Source organism: Kribbella sp. NPDC051718 (assembly GCF_040681515.1).
Lineage (GTDB): Bacteria > Actinomycetota > Actinomycetes > Propionibacteriales > Kribbellaceae > Kribbella.
The window spans coordinates 637,259-655,088 of the sequence record NZ_JBFAYZ010000005.1 but is presented as its reverse complement, the minus strand read 5'-3'; the positions used below and the strand labels follow the sequence as shown (position 1 = coordinate 655,088).

Annotated in this window: 17 protein-coding genes; 11 read left to right on the top strand and 6 right to left on the bottom strand. The window is 68.3% G+C overall.

Annotation, left to right across the window (positions count from 1 at the left end; all coding sequences use genetic code 11):
- Positions 1-81: 81 nt before the first annotated feature.
- Positions 82-951 (bottom strand): hypothetical protein, encoded by an 870-nt coding sequence (locus AB0M15_RS22400; protein ID WP_363822177.1) that lies wholly within the window; start codon positions 949-951, stop codon positions 82-84.
- A 75-nt stretch (positions 952-1,026) separates the two neighbouring features.
- Entirely contained in the window at positions 1,027-1,692 is a 666-nt protein-coding gene (locus AB0M15_RS22395) for a hypothetical protein (protein WP_363822175.1), read from the bottom strand.
- A gap of 357 nt (positions 1,693-2,049) precedes the next feature.
- Between AB0M15_RS22395 and AB0M15_RS22390 the strand changes: the two genes are divergently transcribed.
- Both AB0M15_RS22390 and AB0M15_RS22385 read left to right on the top strand, forming a co-directional pair.
- Complete coding sequence (locus AB0M15_RS22390; RefSeq protein WP_363822171.1) at positions 2,050-2,724, top strand: class I SAM-dependent methyltransferase; 675 nt, start codon at positions 2,050-2,052, stop codon at positions 2,722-2,724.
- Positions 2,725-2,843: 119 nt separating this feature from the next.
- Entirely contained in the window at positions 2,844-3,281 is a 438-nt protein-coding gene (locus AB0M15_RS22385) for a DUF805 domain-containing protein (RefSeq protein WP_363822168.1), read from the top strand.
- A gap of 55 nt (positions 3,282-3,336) precedes the next feature.
- Here the strand turns inward: AB0M15_RS22385 and AB0M15_RS22380 are convergent, their stop codons facing one another.
- Together AB0M15_RS22380 and AB0M15_RS22375 are read right to left on the bottom strand one after the other, a co-directional pair.
- Positions 3,337-4,746 (bottom strand): metallopeptidase TldD-related protein, encoded by a 1,410-nt coding sequence (locus AB0M15_RS22380; RefSeq protein WP_363822164.1) that lies wholly within the window; start codon positions 4,744-4,746, stop codon positions 3,337-3,339.
- On the bottom strand, positions 4,743-6,260 hold the full coding sequence (locus tag AB0M15_RS22375; protein WP_363822161.1) for a TldD/PmbA family protein: 1,518 nt from the start codon (positions 6,258-6,260) through the stop codon (positions 4,743-4,745). Before AB0M15_RS22375 ends, AB0M15_RS22380 begins: the two co-directional genes overlap by 4 nt.
- A gap of 73 nt (positions 6,261-6,333) precedes the next feature.
- On the opposite strand from AB0M15_RS22375, the gene hrpB reads away from it, so the two are divergent.
- The 9 genes from hrpB to AB0M15_RS22330 all read left to right on the top strand — a co-directional run bounded on the left by hrpB (position 6,334) and on the right by AB0M15_RS22330 (position 16,690).
- The gene (gene hrpB / locus AB0M15_RS22370) at positions 6,334-8,916 is read left to right on the top strand and encodes an ATP-dependent helicase HrpB (protein WP_363822159.1); all 2,583 of its coding nucleotides are present in this window, start codon (positions 6,334-6,336) and stop codon (positions 8,914-8,916) included.
- A gap of 99 nt (positions 8,917-9,015) precedes the next feature.
- A complete protein-coding gene (locus AB0M15_RS22365; protein WP_363822156.1) occupies positions 9,016-9,525 on the top strand; it encodes a sigma-70 family RNA polymerase sigma factor in 510 nt (169 codons plus the stop codon).
- Positions 9,522-10,211: a hypothetical protein gene (locus AB0M15_RS22360; protein WP_363822153.1), complete on the top strand. Its 690-nt coding sequence runs from the start codon at positions 9,522-9,524 to the stop codon at positions 10,209-10,211. The genes AB0M15_RS22365 and AB0M15_RS22360 overlap by 4 nt, the downstream gene beginning before the upstream one ends.
- 58 nt (positions 10,212-10,269) lie before the next feature.
- Positions 10,270-10,935: a hypothetical protein gene (locus AB0M15_RS22355; protein ID WP_363822148.1), complete on the top strand. Its 666-nt coding sequence runs from the start codon at positions 10,270-10,272 to the stop codon at positions 10,933-10,935.
- Positions 10,936-11,085: 150 nt separating this feature from the next.
- The gene (locus AB0M15_RS22350) at positions 11,086-12,015 is read left to right on the top strand and encodes an ABC transporter permease (protein WP_363822144.1); all 930 of its coding nucleotides are present in this window, start codon (positions 11,086-11,088) and stop codon (positions 12,013-12,015) included.
- On the top strand, positions 12,015-13,013 hold the full coding sequence (locus tag AB0M15_RS22345) for an ABC transporter permease (RefSeq protein WP_363822141.1): 999 nt from the start codon (positions 12,015-12,017) through the stop codon (positions 13,011-13,013). The genes AB0M15_RS22350 and AB0M15_RS22345 overlap by 1 nt, the downstream gene beginning before the upstream one ends.
- The gene (locus AB0M15_RS22340; protein WP_363822138.1) at positions 13,006-14,007 is read left to right on the top strand and encodes an ABC transporter ATP-binding protein; all 1,002 of its coding nucleotides are present in this window, start codon (positions 13,006-13,008) and stop codon (positions 14,005-14,007) included. Before AB0M15_RS22345 ends, AB0M15_RS22340 begins: the two co-directional genes overlap by 8 nt.
- Entirely contained in the window at positions 14,004-15,020 is a 1,017-nt protein-coding gene (locus AB0M15_RS22335) for an ABC transporter ATP-binding protein (protein ID WP_363822135.1), read from the top strand. The genes AB0M15_RS22340 and AB0M15_RS22335 overlap by 4 nt, the downstream gene beginning before the upstream one ends.
- Positions 15,017-16,690, top strand: coding sequence for an ABC transporter substrate-binding protein (locus AB0M15_RS22330; protein WP_363822131.1), 1,674 nt, complete (start codon positions 15,017-15,019; stop codon positions 16,688-16,690). Before AB0M15_RS22335 ends, AB0M15_RS22330 begins: the two co-directional genes overlap by 4 nt.
- A gap of 4 nt (positions 16,691-16,694) precedes the next feature.
- On the opposite strand, the gene AB0M15_RS22325 is transcribed toward AB0M15_RS22330, so the two are convergent.
- Positions 16,695-17,192: an HAD family acid phosphatase gene (locus tag AB0M15_RS22325; RefSeq protein WP_363822128.1), complete on the bottom strand. Its 498-nt coding sequence runs from the start codon at positions 17,190-17,192 to the stop codon at positions 16,695-16,697.
- Positions 17,185-17,742 (bottom strand): GNAT family N-acetyltransferase, encoded by a 558-nt coding sequence (locus AB0M15_RS22320; RefSeq protein ID WP_363822125.1) that lies wholly within the window; start codon positions 17,740-17,742, stop codon positions 17,185-17,187. The genes AB0M15_RS22325 and AB0M15_RS22320 overlap by 8 nt, the downstream gene beginning before the upstream one ends.
- Between the last annotated feature and the right edge of the window lie 88 nt (positions 17,743-17,830).

The window sequence follows — 17,830 nt, the reverse complement described above, 5'->3', positions numbered from 1 at the left end:
AGCGCAGGGAGGTTAGCCAGTGGGCTGCTTGTTTGGCGTTTTGTGGGCGGCGTTCGTAGGTGGCGCCTACGGTGAGGAGGATTAGGCCGGCGGTGGCCAGGGTGATCCAGGGGGATCAGAGGGGCTACCTGGAGGAATTGCCAGAGGGCGATTTTGAGGAGGACGGTGGCGCCGATGATGAAGGGGGCCTGTAGGGCGTAGCGGGTGCCGATCAGGATTGTCAGGAGGGCGGCGGCTACTACGAAGGTGGTGCGGAGGTAGTCGGTGTTGCTGTTGGCAACTAAAGCGGAGGGGGCCAGGGCTAGTAGGAGGCCGGGGCCTAGGTAGATCCAGCTGGATTGGGTGCGGTAGGCGTAGATGCCGATGGCGAGGATGACGGCGGCGGGGGGGCAGGGTGAACCATTCGAGGGTGGTGGCGTTGGTTCCCAGGACGAAGGCTGTGTTGGCGAGGGTTAGTAGGAAGCCGGATAGGAGTAGGGCGGGGCGGCGGGTGGGGCGCATGCCGTAGGCAACTAGTGGGGCGGCGGCGATGGTGGGGGTGATGCCGGTGATCGTGGGGTTGCCGTCGATGAGGGCGATGGACTCGGCGATGGCTGTTGCGCAGGTTGCGGGTAGGAGGAGTGCGCGGTTTAGGTCGTGGTTATTGACTAGGCAGGCGGTGGAGATCGATGTTGCGCCGGTGAGGGCGAGCAGGATGGCGCCGGTCCAGAGGGTGAAGAGGCCGTCGTAGGTGGTCAGGACGATCGCGAGTTGGGCGGCGAAGCCGGCGGTGATTGCTGCGGCCGGCGGGGTCAGGCGGTTGCGCCGGGCGGCGACTAGGGCCAGGGCTGAGATGGCGGCGGAGATCAGGCCTAGTTGCACGATGTCGTCAGTGGCGGCGCAGACGAAGAAGTTGATGACGGCAACAACTGCGGCGGCGGTCCAGGGCATGGTGCCGGTCCGCTTGGGCATCAGGAGGGCCGCCAGGGCGAGTGACGCCGCTAGGGCCGTGTCGAGCCAGCGGCCGGTGGTGGGGAGCTGGGGGAGCTAGGTCGCCAAGGCGAATGCGGCGGCGGCTGTACAGGCTGATTCGCCGACCGCTGGTGGCATGGCTAGGGGAAGGGCGATCTTGCGGAGTAGGACGATGCCCACTAAGGCGGACAGGCAGAGGATGGCTGTCGTGGCGAGGACGGGGGACAGGGCAGTCGCTGGACCGTCGACGAAGTCGTTTAGGGCTGGGCGGGACTGGACCGAGTGGTGGGCGACCAGGCTGATGAGGACGCGGACAGAGCCGGTGATCATCAGGGCCCAGAAGACGATGGCGGAGCAGATCGCGCCGGTGGTGCGGACGACCTTGGTTCCCTTTGACGTCCAGTACAGGGTGATCGCCACCTGGATGAGCAGGCCTAGCAGAAACGGGGCGAGGGCGACGCGGTCGGCCACCAGGAAGGGCAGCGGGAGCTGACCGATGATGACGGCGGCGACACCGTACGTGATCACCGTGGGCGCGATCCGCGACATCAAGAGGTTGGTCGCGGCAACTATCGCGGCGGCCAGGCCGAAGTAGGTGAGGCCGTCGATGGTGTCGGGGCCGATCAGGCCGAGGGCGCGGGCGCCGTACAGGTCGACGGTGAGCAGGCCGCTGCCGAGGATGGCGAGCGCTTCGGCGGTACCGGCGAGCTTGTGGCGGGCGGCCGGGACGGAAGCGGTCAAGGAGATGGCGGCGAGGGTGGCGATGATCGAGGCCTGCGCGGCGAGGTGCCCGGCGCGGCTTCGGCAGTGGCGGTGGGCGCAGAGGGCCTTGCTGACCTGGGGGTTTGTGGACAGGCATAGGGACTACCGGTGGTGGCGGTGCGGTGGCTGCCCGGACGTCCAGGTGGAGCTGGGTGTGGCAGACGGGGCACTGGAAGTCAGTGGCGTGGGCGTTCATCTGGCGTCCTCCTCGATCGTTCACCTCACTATCGCTAGGTGGAACGGGCGGGCGCTTGAGTACGTCTACTCACTTCGTCGCGTAGGGTGCTGGGGTCTGCTGGTTGGGAAAAGACTGGCGAGGCGTACACGGGGAGCAAGATGAAGACTGGGTATGTGGAGCTCGCGAGGGCTCAGCAAGAGCGGTGGCAGGCGGCTTACGAGCAGCATCCGAGCCTTCATGGTGCGGAGGCTTCGGCGGCGGCGCGGTGGACGGCGAAGTTGTTCGGTGCTGCGGGCATCGATGATGTGCTGGAGCTGGGTGCCGGGCAGGGGCGGGACGCGTTTTACCTTGCCAGGCAGGGATTCAGCGTGCATGCCACCGACTTCAGTGAGTCGGCGCTGCACCGGCTGCGGCTGGACGCGCAGCGCGAAGGGCTGGACGACCGGGTGACGGCGGCGTTGCACGACGTCCGCGATCCGTTGCCGCCGGCCGACGCGACGGTCGGGGCGGTGTACGCGAACGTCCTGCTGAACATGGCTTTCTCGCGAACCGAACTCCGCACCCTGGTCAACGAGATCCGCCGGGTACTACGCCCTGGCGGGCTTTTCGTTTACACCGTGTGGTCGACCGATGACAGCCGTTTCGGCAAATGTGCCGAGATCGGCGACGGACTGTATGCCAAGGACGGGTTCGCCGGCCGGTTCTTCGACCTCGAGCTGGTGCACGAACTGGCCGACCGGTGGGAGCTCGGCGGCGCCGATCCGTACGAGGAGAACGGCCGCCGGTTGTGGCGGGTCACCCAGGCGAAACCGGCTCCGTTGATCTCAAGTTGACTCGAACTACGGCGTGCCGTGTTGCGATCTGGTCACCGAAGCGAAACCTTGCATTGACGAACCTAGTGGGTACCGACAGGCTCGGTCCGCGTTCACATTCGACCATCGGAGAAACACCCATGCAGTGGTACACAGATGTCATCAAGAAGTACGCCGAATTCAGCGGCCGCGCGCGGCGCAAGGAATACTGGATGTTCGTGTTGTTCAACGCGATCATCGGGATCGTCCTGAGCATCATCGATCTGGTCATCGGCACCAAGTTCGGGCCGAACGACTCCGTCGGCGTGCTGAGCGGGCTCTACAGCCTCGCGGTGCTCGTGCCTGGACTCGCCGTGAGCTGGCGGCGGCTGCACGACACGGGCCGCAGCGGCTGGTGGTATCTGATCAACCTCGTTCCCTGTGTCGGCTGGATCGTCTTCCTGGTCTTCGCCATCCAGGAGGGCAACGCGGGCGACAACGCGTACGGTCCGGACCCGAAGGCCGCTGAGCGCTTCGGCGGTCCGGGCGCCGGTGGCGAGCCGGGTTACCCGGGCTACCCGCCGGCCCCGCAGGCCTGATCAAGACAGAGGCCCGGCATCCCGTACTACGGGGTGCCGGGCCTCTGGCGTTCGGTCAGGACGCCTGGCTGACGCTGGACATGTTGAAGTCGGGGACGAGCAGCGGCGGGGTCGCCGTGCGGGAGAAGTCGTCGCCCCACTCGCGGGAGAGGGTCGGTACGGTCGCGCCGGCCGCCGTGAAGCGGGCGAGCACGTCGACCGGGCTCTCGTTGAAACGGAAGTTGTTCACGGCACCGGTCACCTCGCCGTTCTCGACCAGGTAGACGCCGTCCCGGGTCAGGCCGGTGAGCAGCAGCGTCTGCTGGTCGACCGGGCGGATGTACCACAGCGACGTGAGCAGCAGGCCCCGGTCGAGTCCGGCGACGAGGTCTTCCGTACTACCGGAGGCGCCGTCGACCGAGAGCACGTAGTTCTCGATCGCCGGGGTGACCGCTGACGCACCGGTGAGGTCGGCGGTGAAGCGGCTCTGCATCAGGTTCTCGAGCCTTCCGCCGCGGATCCAGTCGGTCGGGCCGAGGGCGAGGCCGTTGTCGAAGACGCTGGACGAACCGCCCGATGCCCTCGCGACCGCGAACGGCAACGTCTCGAGCCCGGTCAGCCGAGGATCCGAGTGCAGTGCGACCGGCTGCGGGAACAGCGTCTCGCCGATCCGGGTACCGCCCGAGGGCTTCGAGAAGACGCTGCGGCCCTCATGGGCGTCGCGGCCGTCGAGCTCCCAGAAGAGGAAAGTCGTCAGGTCGGCCACCGCCGCGGGCGGAAGCACGGTCGGGTGCCGGCCGGCCTCGACGGAGACTGTACGGGACGCCCAGCCGAGTCGGCGGGTGAGTTCGGCGTCGATCGCGAGCGGGTCGATGTCGCGGAAGTCACGCGTGGCGGCGCCGGCCCAGGCCGACTGACTCAGGTCGCCTGACTTGCCTGTCGCCGAGACGAATCCCCGGGGCAGGCTGTGCCGCAACCGGAGTCCCGTGGAGGATCCGACGTACAGGGTGACTACCTCGTGGTCGGCGAAGCCGTAGAGCCAGCGGCTCTCCTTGGTCGCCCGGGTGAGCGTCTCGCCTAGTGCGGGTGCGAAGTCGGCGTACACGTTGACAGATGTCTCGTCGGGCTCGTCGTCCCAGCCAGCGCCGACAGTGCCCTCGACTAGTGGCCGGGCGTCCTCGGCGGGGTCGGCCTCGCGTGCGGCTGCTACGGCGGCCGAGACGAGGTCCTGGAGGCCGGCGTCGGTAGCGGACGAGCGACCGACCACGCCGGCGGCAGTACCTTCGCCTGCGCCGACAGTGGCGATCACTGTGACCCGAGAGCCGCGCATGGCGCCGTTGGTGGTCAGGGTGTTGTTAGCCCAGCGCAGGTTGGCACTGGAGGTCTCAGAGACCAGTACTACGCAACCCGACGCCCCTGCGGCCGCAGCCAGCTGTAGGCCGCGCTCGATGGTGTCCTGTGGGCTGAGCTGAATGGTGGACGTCACCGGCCGGCCTCCTGCGTGGTGTTGAGAATGCGGACGTCGCGGAACAGGGCGGACGGGCAGCCGTGGGTGACCGCGCCGGACTGGGAGGGCTGCGCCTTGCCGCAGTTGAGGGCGCCACCGAGCACATACGTCTCGGGGCCGCCGACTGCCTCCATGGAGCCCCAGAAGTCGGTAGTGGTGGCCTGGTACGCGACATCGCGCAGCTGGCCGTCCAGCTTGCCGTCGGTGATCTTGAAGAACCGCTGACCGGTGAACTGGAAGTTGTACCGCTGCATGTCGATCGACCAGGACTTGTCGCCGACGATGTAGATGCCGTTCTTGACCCGGCTGATCAGCTCCTCGGTCGAGGGGCCGTCCGCAGCGGGCTGCAGGGACACGTTGGCCATCCGCTGGATGGGGATGTGCCCGGAGGAGTCGGCGTACGCGCAGCCGTTGGAGCGCTCGGTGCCCAGTACGTCCTGGTTGACCTTCGCCATCCGGCGGTCGACCTGGTACCCGACCAGGATCCCGTCCTTGACCAGGTCCCACTGCTGCCCGGCCACGCCCTCGTCGTCGTACCCGACGGTGGACAGGCCGTTCACCTGGGTACGGTCGCCCGTCACGTGCATGACGGGGGAGCCGTACTTGAGGCTGCCCAGCTTGTCGAGGGTGGCGAAGCTCGTACCGGCGTAGTTGGCCTCATAGCCGAGTGCGCGGTCCAGCTCGGTCGCATGACCGATCGACTCGTGGATGGTGAGCCACAGGTTGGTCGGGTCGATCACCAGGTCGTAGGTGCCGGCCTCGACGCTCGGGGCGCTCATCTTGTCGGCCAGCCAGCCGGGGATCTGAGCGAGCTCCTCATCCCAGTTCCAGCCGGTACCGGTCAGGTACTCCCAGCCGCGGCCGGCAGGCGGCGCGCAGCTGGCCATAGTGTCGAACCGGCCGGTCTCGGGATCCACTGCGGTCGCCCGGATCTTCGGGCCGATCCGGACGCGCTGCTGCGTGGTGGAGGTGCCTTCGGAGTTCGAGTAGAACTTGCACTCGTTGACCGAGGAGACGTGCGCGGTGACGTGGGTGACGGCGTCGGCCTGGAGCAGTCGGTTGCTCCAGTCAACGAGCAGGGCGACCTTGTCGGCTCGGGGGAGGCTCAGTGGGTCGATCTCGTACGCCGAAGTCCAGGTGACGTCGTCGTAGATCGGCTCGTCGGCCAGCTCGATCGGCTCGGAGTTGATCGGCCGAGAGACCTGCGCCAGGTGCACGGCCTGCTCGGCGACCCGGACGGCCTCGTCGATCGTCAGCGCGACACCGGCGGCGAAGCCCCAGGTCCCGTCGTGGATCACCCGGACGGCGAGCCCGAGGTCCTCGTCGTCGCGGGCGCTCTCGAGGACGCCGTCGCGCACGTTGATCGACTCGGACCGGATCCGCTCCAACCGGAACTCGGCAAAGGTGGCCCCCAGATCCTTGGCCCGCTGCAACGCGGCGTCGGCCAGTTCGTGTCGGGGGAGGGCTAGAAAGGAAGCATCGACTTCGGGCACGCCTTCGACCTTAATGCCCCACCGGTGCGCTCGGCGGCCGGTGGGCAGAGGTGGGTCGGCTAGCGTCGGCGCTGTGTTGTTGCCTGATGTGTCTGTGCCGGGGGCCGACCTGCCTGTACGGGCGGTGCTGCCCGTGACTGTCGATGCGGTGCGTCGGCACGGTACTGCGGTGTTGGTGGCGCCGCCGGGGTCGGGGAAGACTTCGTTGCTGCCGCTGGCTCTCGCCGATGCGCTGGGTGGTGTGGTGGTTGTCGCCGAGCCCCGGAGGATGGCGACGCGGGCTGCCGCCAGCCGGTTGGCGATGCTGGTGGGAGAGCCGCTGGGGCGGCGGGTCGGGTATGCGATGCGTGGTGAGCGCAGTGGTGGCAAGGACGTCCGGGTCGAGGTGGTGACGACCGGGCTGTTGGTACGCCGGTTGCAGCAGAACCCGGAGCTGCCTGGGGTCGCCGCGATCGTCATCGACGAGTGCCATGAGCGGCATCTCGATGCGGATCTGCTGCTGGCGCTCTGCGTCGACGTCCGCACGAATCTGCGTGACGATCTGGCGATCGTTGCGACCTCGGCCACCGCGGAAGCAGCCCGGCTGAGCCGCGTACTGGGCGGCGGCGCGGGCGGTGGCGTGGGTGGCGGTGGCTCGGGCGTCGGAGGTGGGGTGGCGTCGGTTGTGACTGCGTCGGTCGCGATGTTCGGGGTGGAGGTTGAGTGGGTGCCGCCTGCTGTCCCGGTGCCGATCTTGCCGGGTGGGCGGGTTGATCCGCGGTTGCTGGATCACGTCGCGGCGGTGGTGCTGCGGGCGTTGGGTGAGAACGAGGGCGACATCTTGGTGTTCGTCCCGGGTGAGGCCGAGATCAATGCCGTGACCCGCCGGTTGGGTGGGCAGAACGTGTTGCCGTTGTTCGGGCGACAGTCGCGGGCCGAGCAGGAGCGGGCGTTGGCGCCGGGCGATGGGCGTCGGATCGTGGTGACTACGTCGGTGGCGGAGAGTTCGCTGACTGTGCCGGGGGTTCGGGTTGTGGTTGATTCGGGGTTGGCTCGGGAACCTCGAACTGATCAGTCGCGGGGGCTTGGGGCGCTGGTTACTTGCCGGGTTTCGAAGTCGTCGGCGGATCAGCGGGCGGGGCGTGCTGGGCGGGAGGCGCCTGGTCGGGTCTATCGGTGTTGGTCGGCGACCGATCATTCGCATCTCGACGATCACCCTGCGCCGGAGATTGCTACTGCTGATCTGGCCGGGTTCGCGCTGGATCTTGCTGCGTGGGGTGCGCCTGGGGGTGAGGGGCTGGCGTTGCTGGAGGCGCCGCCGGTGGTGGCGATGACGGCGGCGACCGAGCTGTTGCGTCGGCTGGACGCGATCGACGACAACGGACGGATCACTTCGCGGGGGCGTCAGATGGCCGCGATCGGTGCCCATCCGCGGTTGGCTCGCGCGCTGCTGGACGGGACGTCGCGGGTCGGCGCCGAGCGGGCTCGCGAGATCGTCGCGATGCTCTCCGACGATTCCGCCGGCTACTTCACCGACGACCTCCCGGCCCGCTGGCGCTCGCTTCGCCGAGGCACCGACCGCGCAGCCACCGCACGCTGGCGAGAAGAAACGAAACGCCTGAGCCGCGGCGCCGAACCAGGCGGTGGAGCACTCCGCTCGACGACGGGCCGCGCTGGGGAGGCCGGAGGTGCGGGGCGTGGGGTGCCGGATGATTTGGCTGCTGGGGTTGTGGTCGGGCTGGCTTATCCGGATCGGATTGCTCGGGCTCGTGAGGTGGACTCGGCGAGCTATCAGATGTCGGGTGGGACGGGGGCTGCGCTGGATGCGCAGTCGGGGTTGCGGAGTACACGGTGGTTGGCCGTTGCGGTTGCTGATCGGGGGCCGGGGCGGGCGGATGCGCGGATTCGGTTGGCGGCGCCTCTTGATGAGGGGACAGCTCGAGAGGTTGCCGGGGAGCTGGTGTTTTCCAGCGAGGTGATTCGCTGGGAGGACGGGCGGGTGGTGACGCGGCGGGTGGAGGCGTTGGGGGCGATCGTGCTCAGCGATGTGCCATTGGTGAAGCCGGATCCGTTGCTGGTTCAGGCGGCTGTTCGCGATGGGCTGAGGAAGAGCGGTCTCGGCGTACTGCGGTGGTCGGAGGCAGCTGTCTCGTTGCGGGAGCGGCTCGCGTTCTGTCATGCGCATCTCGGAGCTCCGTGGCCGGCGGTGGATGACGCGGCGTTGCTGGCGAACCTCGACGACTGGCTCGAGCTGTCATCGGTGCGGGGCTCGCGGGACCTGGCCCAGCTTGATGTTGGGTCCGGGCTCAGACGACTGCTTCCTTGGCCGGCCGCGACGCGGTTCGGAGAGCTTGCGCCGGAGCGGATCCAGGTGCCGTCCGGATCCCAGGTGCGGCTCGCGTACGACGGTGTCGAGCCGCCGGTGCTCGCGGTCAAGCTGCAGGAGGTCTTCGGGTGGACGACGACACCGGTGGTGGCGGATGGCCGGGTGCCGGTGGTGCTGCATCTGCTCTCGCCCGCACGACGCCCGGTCGCGATCACCAGCGACCTCGCGTCTTTCTGGCAGCAGGGCTATCCACAGGTTCGCGCCGACCTGCGAGCCCGCTACCCCCGCCATCCCTGGCCGGAAGATCCGCTGACGGCGCCCCCGACCAAACGGGTCAAACCTCGCCAGTAAGAGCTGGAACCAACGGCCCGGCGGAGGTGTAGTGAGGGCGTAGGCAGTGGATGGGAGGCCGGGATCGGCGGTTCGGACGAGGCGGAGATTCTGGCTCGGGTGCGTGGTGGGGAGACTGCCGCGTACGGCGAGTTGGTGCTGATGCATGCCTCGGTGGCGAAGCGGACCGCGGTGTTTCTGGGGGCCGGGTCGGAGGCGGACGATGTCGTGCAGGAGTCGTTCGTCAAGGCGTTCCGGGCGTTGGGGAGCTTCCGGGACGGGGCTGCGTTCCGGCCTTGGCTGCTGCGGATCGTGACCAACGAGACGCGCAACCTGCAGCGCTCGCGCGGGCGTCGAGCGAGGCGCGAGGAGTTGGCGGTACTACCGGACGAGGTGCTCGATCCGGCGGATCAGGCGGCCTCCGCTGAGCGCCGTGCAGAGTTGCTGGCGGCGGTACGGGGTCTGCCTGAGCAGTACCGGCTAGTGGTGACGTGCCGGTACCTGCTGGAGCTGGATGAGCAGGAGACGGCCACTGTGCTGGGCTGGCCGCGGGGGACTGTGAAGTCGCGGCTGCACCGGGCGCTGGGGCGACTACGGACGCAACTACCTCACAGGGAGGTGCAGCGATGACGTCTTTGGAAGAGGAGCTCCGTGCGCTCGGCCGTGGCGCCGCAGTGCCCCCTGTCGCCGACGGGCTGGCCGCCAAGGTGCTTGAGCGGATCGCAGAGCCGCCTGTACGCCGTACCTTCGGCGAAGCCGTCCGGAGTCGCTGGCGGTCGCTCCTCGCTCTACTAGCCGTGTTGCTGGCCGGGGCGCTCATCGCCGAGCCGGTGAGAGCCCAGGTGGCTGAGTGGCTGAACATCGGGGGAGTCGAGGCGGTGCAGGTGCCTAGTGGGCCGACGAGTGCACCGGAGGCCCGCGAGGTGACTGGGGACCAGACGGTGGCTCAGGCTGCCAAGACTGCTGGGTTCGTACCGGTGGTGCCCGAGGCGCTGGGGACGCCAGAGCATGTCCAAGCATCGGCTGGGTTTGTGGCGATGAGCTGGACGACAGGGACTGGCGTAGTACGGCTGGAGCAGATCCTGGCCGAGCCCTCGCCGATGTACATCAAGAAGTTCTACATGGGGCCGGAGCATGTGCAGGAGATCGACGGCTTCTGGTTCAGTACGCCGCATGAGCTCGTACTGGTGAAGAAGACCGGTGTCGAGCAGACAGTGCGGGTGGCTGGGCCGACACTGGTCTGGGTGCGGGACGGGGTGACGTTCCGCCTCGAGGGTGTGCCGGAGAAGGACCGTGCGGTCGAGCTGGCCCGCTGATGCGGGAACCGGCCGGCTGGTTGCGGTGTATCAAGGGCAGTCGACTGAGGAGACCGCCATGTTGCACTGGGTACGCCGAACCGTCCTGCTGATCGTCCTGGCTGTCGCAGGTGTGGGCACCCTCCCGGCCCACGCCGGTGGCCCGACCAGCGTGCTGCTGAGCTCACCCGACAACGGCAAGGTCGTTGCCACCGGCTACGAGGACAAGATCTACGGGCAACTGCAGACGCTGCTCGACACCGAGCCCAAAGGCCCCGCCGACGATGTGGAGCACTCCAGCGGCACCTTCGTCCGGGCGACCTGGCTGATCCACGACATGACGCCGTGGCGGCTCGACATCATCTACCCCGACGCACCGGGCGGCCCCTGGATCGCGACCACCCAATCCGACCTCAGCACCGGCAAACTCCCCGACAAGCCGGTCTGGCACCGCGCCACCGACGACGTGAAGCTGGTGAAGCTCCTGGTCGACCTCGGCCTCCTGCACGGCAAGGGCCACAACGACGCGGTCGGCGGCCCGACGCTTCTCCCCGCCGCCCCCCAAACCCCCGCCGAGGTCGCCGCAGTCGACGACACCCCCACCACCACAGTCCTCAAAACAGAGCAGAAGCCGCTGCTCGGCTGGCGCTGGTCGATCCCTGGATTCCTGGTCGGGGCAGCCGCCGCCTACCTCCTGATCCGCCTCCTCCCGCGACGCAACTGGCAACTGATCGACGAGGAGTAGCACGCCGGTAACGCAGCGATCGGCGAGGCTTAACGAAACCCTTGTGCGTGGACTGACATTCTCATCATTCAAGATGTGGTGTGGATGGTGGGAGACTCTGGCCTACCGTCATTCGGCTTGGGGTTAAGTCCATCGTTGTCAGGAGTGCTAGTGAGTTCCTCGGTCGCTGCGGCCGTCTCACCGACCCGTCAGGCGTTGCGTCGCGTGCGACGGGATCGGAGTGCGCGGTTGGGGGCATGGCTGGTGCTCGTCCTGGTGCTGGTCGCCGCCGCCGCGCCGTTGCTGGTGAAGCTGGCCGGTCAGGACGCCTACACCTACAACATCGGGCTGCTCGACCCGGCTCGCGGCAACGCCCCGCGAGGCGCGGTCGGCGGCCTCAGTGCCGACCACTGGTTCGGCGTGGAGCCACTGACCGGCCGCGACCTGTTCTCGATCGTCGTCCTCGGCCTGCGGACCTCGCTGTTCATCGCGCTCGCCTGCACCCTCATCACGACCGTGCTCGGCACCCTGGTCGGGATCAGCGCCGCGTACTTCGGCGGCTGGTACGACGCGATCGTGTCCCGCCTGCTGGACTTCCTCTTCGGCTTCCCGTCGCTCGTCTTCATGATTGCCCTCGGCATCATCGTGCCGACCGGCTTCCCGCGCTGGCTGCTGCTCATCCTGGTGATCAGTGTCTTCGGGTGGGCCGGCCTGGCACGGCTGATCCGCAACCAGGCCAGGTCCCTGGTGACGCGGGAGTTCGTCGAGGCGGCCCGTAGCGTCGGGTCGGGCGGCTGGCACGTGATCACCCGGGAGTTGCTGCCGAACCTGCTCGGCCCGGTCCTGGTCGTCGCGACCATGTCGGTCCCCGGCTACATCGGCCTGGAGGCCGGCCTGTCGTTCCTCGGCGTCGGCATCCCACCGCCGACTCCGGACCTCGGCCGATCGATCTCCGACTCGATCGTCTGGGTCTACACCGGTACGGACCCGTGGCTGCTGTTGTTCCCCGGCGCCGTGCTGTTCATCGCGGTCCTCGGCTTCACCCTGCTCGGTGACGGCGTGCGCGACGCCTTCGACGTACGGCTGCGGAGGACGAACTGATGCCCGACCTCGCCTGGTTCCTGATCCGCCGGCTGTTCTCGACCGTGCTCGTCCTGCTCGCCCTCAGCCTCGCCGTCTTCCTGATCTTCTACGCCCTCCCGGCCGACCCGGCGACGCTCGGCTGCGGCAAGCCCTGTACGCCGGACCGGCTCGAGCAAGCACGCCACTTCATGCAGCTGGACCAGAGCACCATCCAGCAGTACCTCGCGTTCCTGAAGGGCATCGTGGCCGGCCGGACCTTCGGTGAGGGCGGTGCCGCCGTGCAGTGCAACGCGCCCTGCTTCGGGTACTCGTTCCCGCTGGCCCGGCCGGTGACGACGCTGATCCTGCAGCGTCTTCCGGTGACCGCGTCGATCGCGATCGGCGCCGCGGTGATCTGGCTGATCGTCGGCGTCTCACTCGGTGTCGGCGCGGCGCTGCGCCGGGGCAAGCTGTTCGACCGGCTCGCCGTCGGCGCCGCGCTGATCGGTGTCGCGTCCCCGGCGTTCCTGGTCGGTCTGCTCGCCATCCTCGTCTTCGGGTTCTGGCTGAACATGGTCCCGGTCAACGGCTATGTGCCGCTGACCGAGAGCCCGGTCGACTGGGCCTGGCACCTGGTCACACCCTGGTTGGTACTGGCCGCGATCTCGGCCTCGTCCTACATCCGGCTGACCCGCTCGCAGATGCTCGAGGAGATGAACCTCGACCACATCACCACCGCCCGGGCGAAGGGTGCCGGCGAGCGCCGGGTCGTCTACGTGCACGGCCTGCGCGGTGTACTGGTGCCGATCGTCACCATCTTCGGCCTGGACCTCGGTGGCCTGCTCGGCGGTGCGATCCTGACCGAGAAGGTGTTCAGCATGCAGGGCCTGGGCGAGTTGCTGATCAGTGGTGTCAGCCAGCTCGATGTCGCGGTGGTGGTCGGCGTGACGCTGTTCGCGGCGTTCCTGGTGATCCTCGCCAATCTCGTGGTTGACCTGTTGCACGGCGTACTGGACCCGAGGGTGACTCATGGCTGACCGTCCCGTTCTGGAGGTCCACGACCTCCACGTCACCTTCAGTACCGAAGGCGGCCCCGTCCCTGCCGTGGCGGGGATCGACTTCGCGGTCGCGCCCGGACAGACGCTGGCGATCGTCGGCGAGTCCGGTTCGGGCAAGAGTGTCTCGTCGGCCGCGGTGATGGGCCTGCTGCCCAGCAACGCCGAGGTCCGCGGCGAAGTGCTGCTGGGCGGGCGCGAGCTGGTCGGCCTGCCTGCCGATGAACTGCGCCGGATCCGCGGCAACGACATCGCGCTCGTCTTCCAGGACGCACTGTCCGCACTCAATCCGTACTACTCCGTCGGCTGGCAGGTCGCCGAGGCATACCGGCTGCATCACGACGTCTCGAAGAAGGACGCCTTCCAGCGGGCGATCCGGATGCTCGACCTGGTCGGGATTCCGGCGGCGGCGCAACGGGCGAAGGACTATCCGCACGAGTTCTCCGGCGGGATGCGGCAGCGGGTGGTGATCGCGATGGCGCTGATCAACGATCCGAAGGTGCTGATCGCCGACGAGCCGACCACCGCGCTCGACGTCACCGTGCAGGCCCAGATCATGCGGCTGCTGGAGGACGTACAGAAGGAGTTCGGTACCGCGCTCGTCCTCATCTCGCACGACCTCGGAGTGGTGGCCGAGGTCGCGGACGACGTGCTGGTCATGTACGCCGGACGCGCGGCCGAGCGTGGTTCGGTCAAGGACCTCTTCTACCGCGCGGCGCATCCGTACAGCCTCGGGCTGCTCGGCGCGATGCCACGGGTCGACGTACCACCCCGGCACCGGCTCACGACGATTCCGGGCAGCCCGCCGTCGCCCGGGTCGATCAAGACGGGCTGTGCGTTCCAGCCGCGCTGCGCCTATGCGGAGCGGGTGGGGGAGCGCTGCGTCACCGAGCGGCCCGAGCTCACCCCGCGGCCCGGCGAGGGCTATCACGAGGCGGCCTGCCATCTCGGCCGCCGACCGGAGGTGACCCCATGACCGAGCCGGCCACGCAGGACGAACTGCTCCGCCTCGACGGCGTGAAGAAGTACTTCGGTCTCGGCACCGCGCCCTGGCAGCGCTCGCAGTCGGTGAAGGCCGTAGACGGCGTCGACCTGGTGGTACGTCGCGGTGAAACCGTCGGCCTGGTGGGCGAATCGGGCTCCGGCAAGTCGACGCTGGCCCGGCTCTCGACCCGGCTGCTCGACCCGACCGCAGGAAAGGTGTTCATCGGCGGCCAGAACGTGACCACGTGGCGTGGCCGCAAGCTCCGCCCGGTCCGCCGGAAGATCCAGATGGTCTTCCAGGATCCGCAGGCCTCGCTCAATCCGCGCCAGTCCGTGGGCACGATCCTCACTACTCCGTTCCGGGCGCAGGGAGTTCGTCCCACCCGCGCGCAACTGGTCGAGCTGGTCAACCAGGTCGGCCTCTCCGAGGAGCACCTCGAGCGCTATCCGCACGAGTTCTCCGGCGGCCAGCGGCAGCGGATCGGGATTGCTCGGGCCCTGGCGGTGAAGCCCGATCTGCTCGTCTGCGACGAACCGGTGTCCGCGCTCGATGTCTCCGTGCAGGCCCAGGTGCTCAATCTGCTGGCCGACCTGCGCGACGAGCTCGGCCTGTCCTACGTGCTGGTGGCGCACGACCTGGCGGTCGTTCGCCAGGTCGCCGACCGGCTTGCGGTGATGTACCTCGGCACGATCGTGGAGGAGGGGCCGGCCGCGGAGGTGTACTCGTCGCCGGCGCATCCCTACACGCGCGCGTTGCTGTCCGCCGTACCGGTCCCCGACCCAGGTGCGGTCCGGGACCGGATCGTGTTGAAGGGCGATGTGCCGACGCCGATCGATCCGCCCTCCGGGTGCCCGTTCCGGACCCGGTGTTACAAGGCCGAGGACATCTGCGCGACGACCCGGCCGGTACTCGAACCAGTGGCCGGCGGCGCCCATCGGGTCGCCTGCTACTTCCCTGAAAATCTCGAACTCTCGAACCCCCCATTGTCTGAGAGGACACCATGAAGCGCACCACCCGAGCGGTCGCGGCCGCGGCCGTACTGGCGTTGGCGGTCACCGCCTGCAACGCCAATGACAAATCCACCCCGAGCGGCGCCGACACAGCGGCGGCCGGGCCGGGTGGCACGTTCCACATCCTCACCACCAGCAAGGAACTCAGCCTCGAGCCGGCCAAGAGCCAGAGCCTGGGGATCAGCGCGATCCACCTGGTCCTGCGCGGCCTGACGTCGTGGAAGACCAGCCCGGACAAGTCCACCGAGCTCGTCCCCGACCTGGCCACCGACATCGGTCAGCCCAGCGACGGCGGCAAGACCTGGACGTACAAGCTGAAGCCCGGCCTGAAGTACGCCGACGGCTCGCCGATCGTCGCGGCCGACATCAAGTACGGCGTCGAGCGGTCCTTCGCCCCCGAGCTGTCCGGCGGTCTGGGTTACCACAAGTCGCTGCTGGCCGGCGGCCGGAAGTACACCGGTCCCTACAAGGGCGGCGAGCTCGCTTCGATCGAGACGCCGGACGAGTCGACCATCGTCTTCAAGCTGGACAAGCCCTTCGGTGACTGGCCCTGGATCGCCAGCATGCCGGCCTTCGCGCCGGTACCGAAGAAGGCCGACACCGACCCCGCGCACTACGGCGAGAAGCCGGCCGCCAGCGGTCCGTACCAGGTCAAGTCGTACGCGCCGGGCTCGAAGCTCGAGCTGGAGCGCAACCCGAACTGGGACAAGTCCACCGACCAGGCGCGCACCGGCCTGCCGGACTCGGTCGTCTACGACATGGGTCTGCAGGGCGACGTGATCAACCAGCGGCTGATCTCGGACTCCGGCGACGACAAGTTCGCCGCCACCACCGGCACCTCGGTACCGGCCGCGCTGATCCCGAGCGTCACCGGCAACCCGGCCGTGAAGGCGCGCGTCGCCACCTCGCCGTCCGGTGCGCTGATGTTCCTGGCGATGAACAACAAGCGCCCGGCGCTGGCCAACCCGGCGGTCCGCAAGGCGATCGAGTACGCCGTGGACAAGCAGGCCGTCCAGGTGGCCGAGGGTGGCCCGGAGTTCGGTGGTGAGATCGCGACGACGCTGATCACGCCGGGGATCGACGGCTACAGCAAGTACGACCAGTACGAGGCGCCGCCGCAGGGTGACCCGGAGAAGGCCAAGTCGATGCTCGCCGCGGCCGGGGTCGGCAACCTGAAGCTCACCATCGTCGCGGACTCCGAGTCCGGTACGCCGGTAGCGCAGGCGATCCAGCAGGGCCTGAAGCGGGCCGGGATCACCGTGACGATCAAGCCGATCCCGTCCGAGGCGCTGTTCGACTGGGTCACCGGACCCAAGGGCGACTACGACCTGAACGTGTCCAGCTGGCTGCCGGACTTCCCGAGCGCGATCGGCAACATCCAGCCGCTGTTCGGATCGACGGAGATCGGCAACGGCGGGTACAACCTGGCCCGCTACTCCAACCCGGCGGTCGACACCGCGATCGCGGCCGCGACCGGCGAGCAGGACCGGGCCAAGGCGGCCGGTATGTGGGGTGCGTTGGACAAGCAGATCATGGCCGACGCCCCGGTCGTCCCGCTGCTCTACGCCCGCAACGCGTTCCTGCACGGCTCGAAGGTGCAGAACTTCTACCTGCCGGCCTACCCGCCCTACCCGAACACACTGATCGTCGGACTGAGCAAGTAGTAACTCAGGTACGTCCTTCGGTTTCCTGAGCTTCGAAGAGGGTCGGCTGGGTCTCGGCATCGAGTCCCCAGTCGGCCCTCATCACTGGGTAGCCGGCCTTTTCCGCGGCGGCGCAGACCTTGACGTCGTCGTCGACCAGGACTGCGACCCGCCGCTCCTGGGCGAGGGTCCGGAGCCGGGCCAGTTTCATCATGGCCGACGGGCGGCGGTCGTTGTTGCCGCGCATCAGCAGCTTGCCCTCGGGGAAGCCGTTGTCCTTGAACCACTTCAGCGTCTCCCGCCGCAGCCGCTCGGGCCGGCCGGTCAGATAGACGATCTCGTGATCCGCGGCCAGCGTCGTCGCCACCGCGAGCCCTTCGTCCAGTACGGCGTCGTCCTTGGCGTGCGCGAAGAACGAGTCCCAGTCCTTCGGCTTCTTCTCCAGGTACTTGATCCGCTGACTGGTGTCGGACAGGGTCGCGTCGATGTCCAGTACGGCGTACGGGCGTTGGTCGTCAGGCACGTCCGCCAGCTTCCCAGGTACTGCGATAGAGCGCGTACTCGACCTCGCCGTACTCCGTCCCCGGCAGCGGATCGTCGAAGTCCACGTGGAAGACCCGGACGAACCGGAGCCCCGACTTCGCCATCACCCGCCGCGACCGGGTGTTGACCGCCATCGTGTCCGCGATCACGCGAGTCATCCCCAGCGCACCGAACGCCTGGTCGATCAGCGCCCGGGTGCCCTCGGTCGCGTACCCCTGACCCCAGGCCGAGCGGTTCAGCCGATAGCCGACGTCGACCGTCCCCGCCTCGCTGGTCGGCTGCAACCCGAACCACCCGACGAACCGCCCACTCGACTTCTCGTGCGCGGCGAAGCTGCCCAGCCCCGGATGCGTCTCGTACCGCGCCAGGATCTCGGGCAGCACCTTCCGCTCGATCTCGTCCCGCGGCGTCGGCTCACCGGTCAGGTACCGCATCACCTCGGGGTCGGCGTCCAGCTCCACCAGCAACTCGGCGTCCCCGGCCGTGAAACGGCGCAGTACCAACCGCCCGGTCTCGAGATAGGTGTCCATGGAGTGATCCTCGCGACCCTGATCGGCCGCTTCAACTCGATTTGGTGTTCGAATGGCGGGCACTCGGGCGGTTGTGGGTGTGTTGATT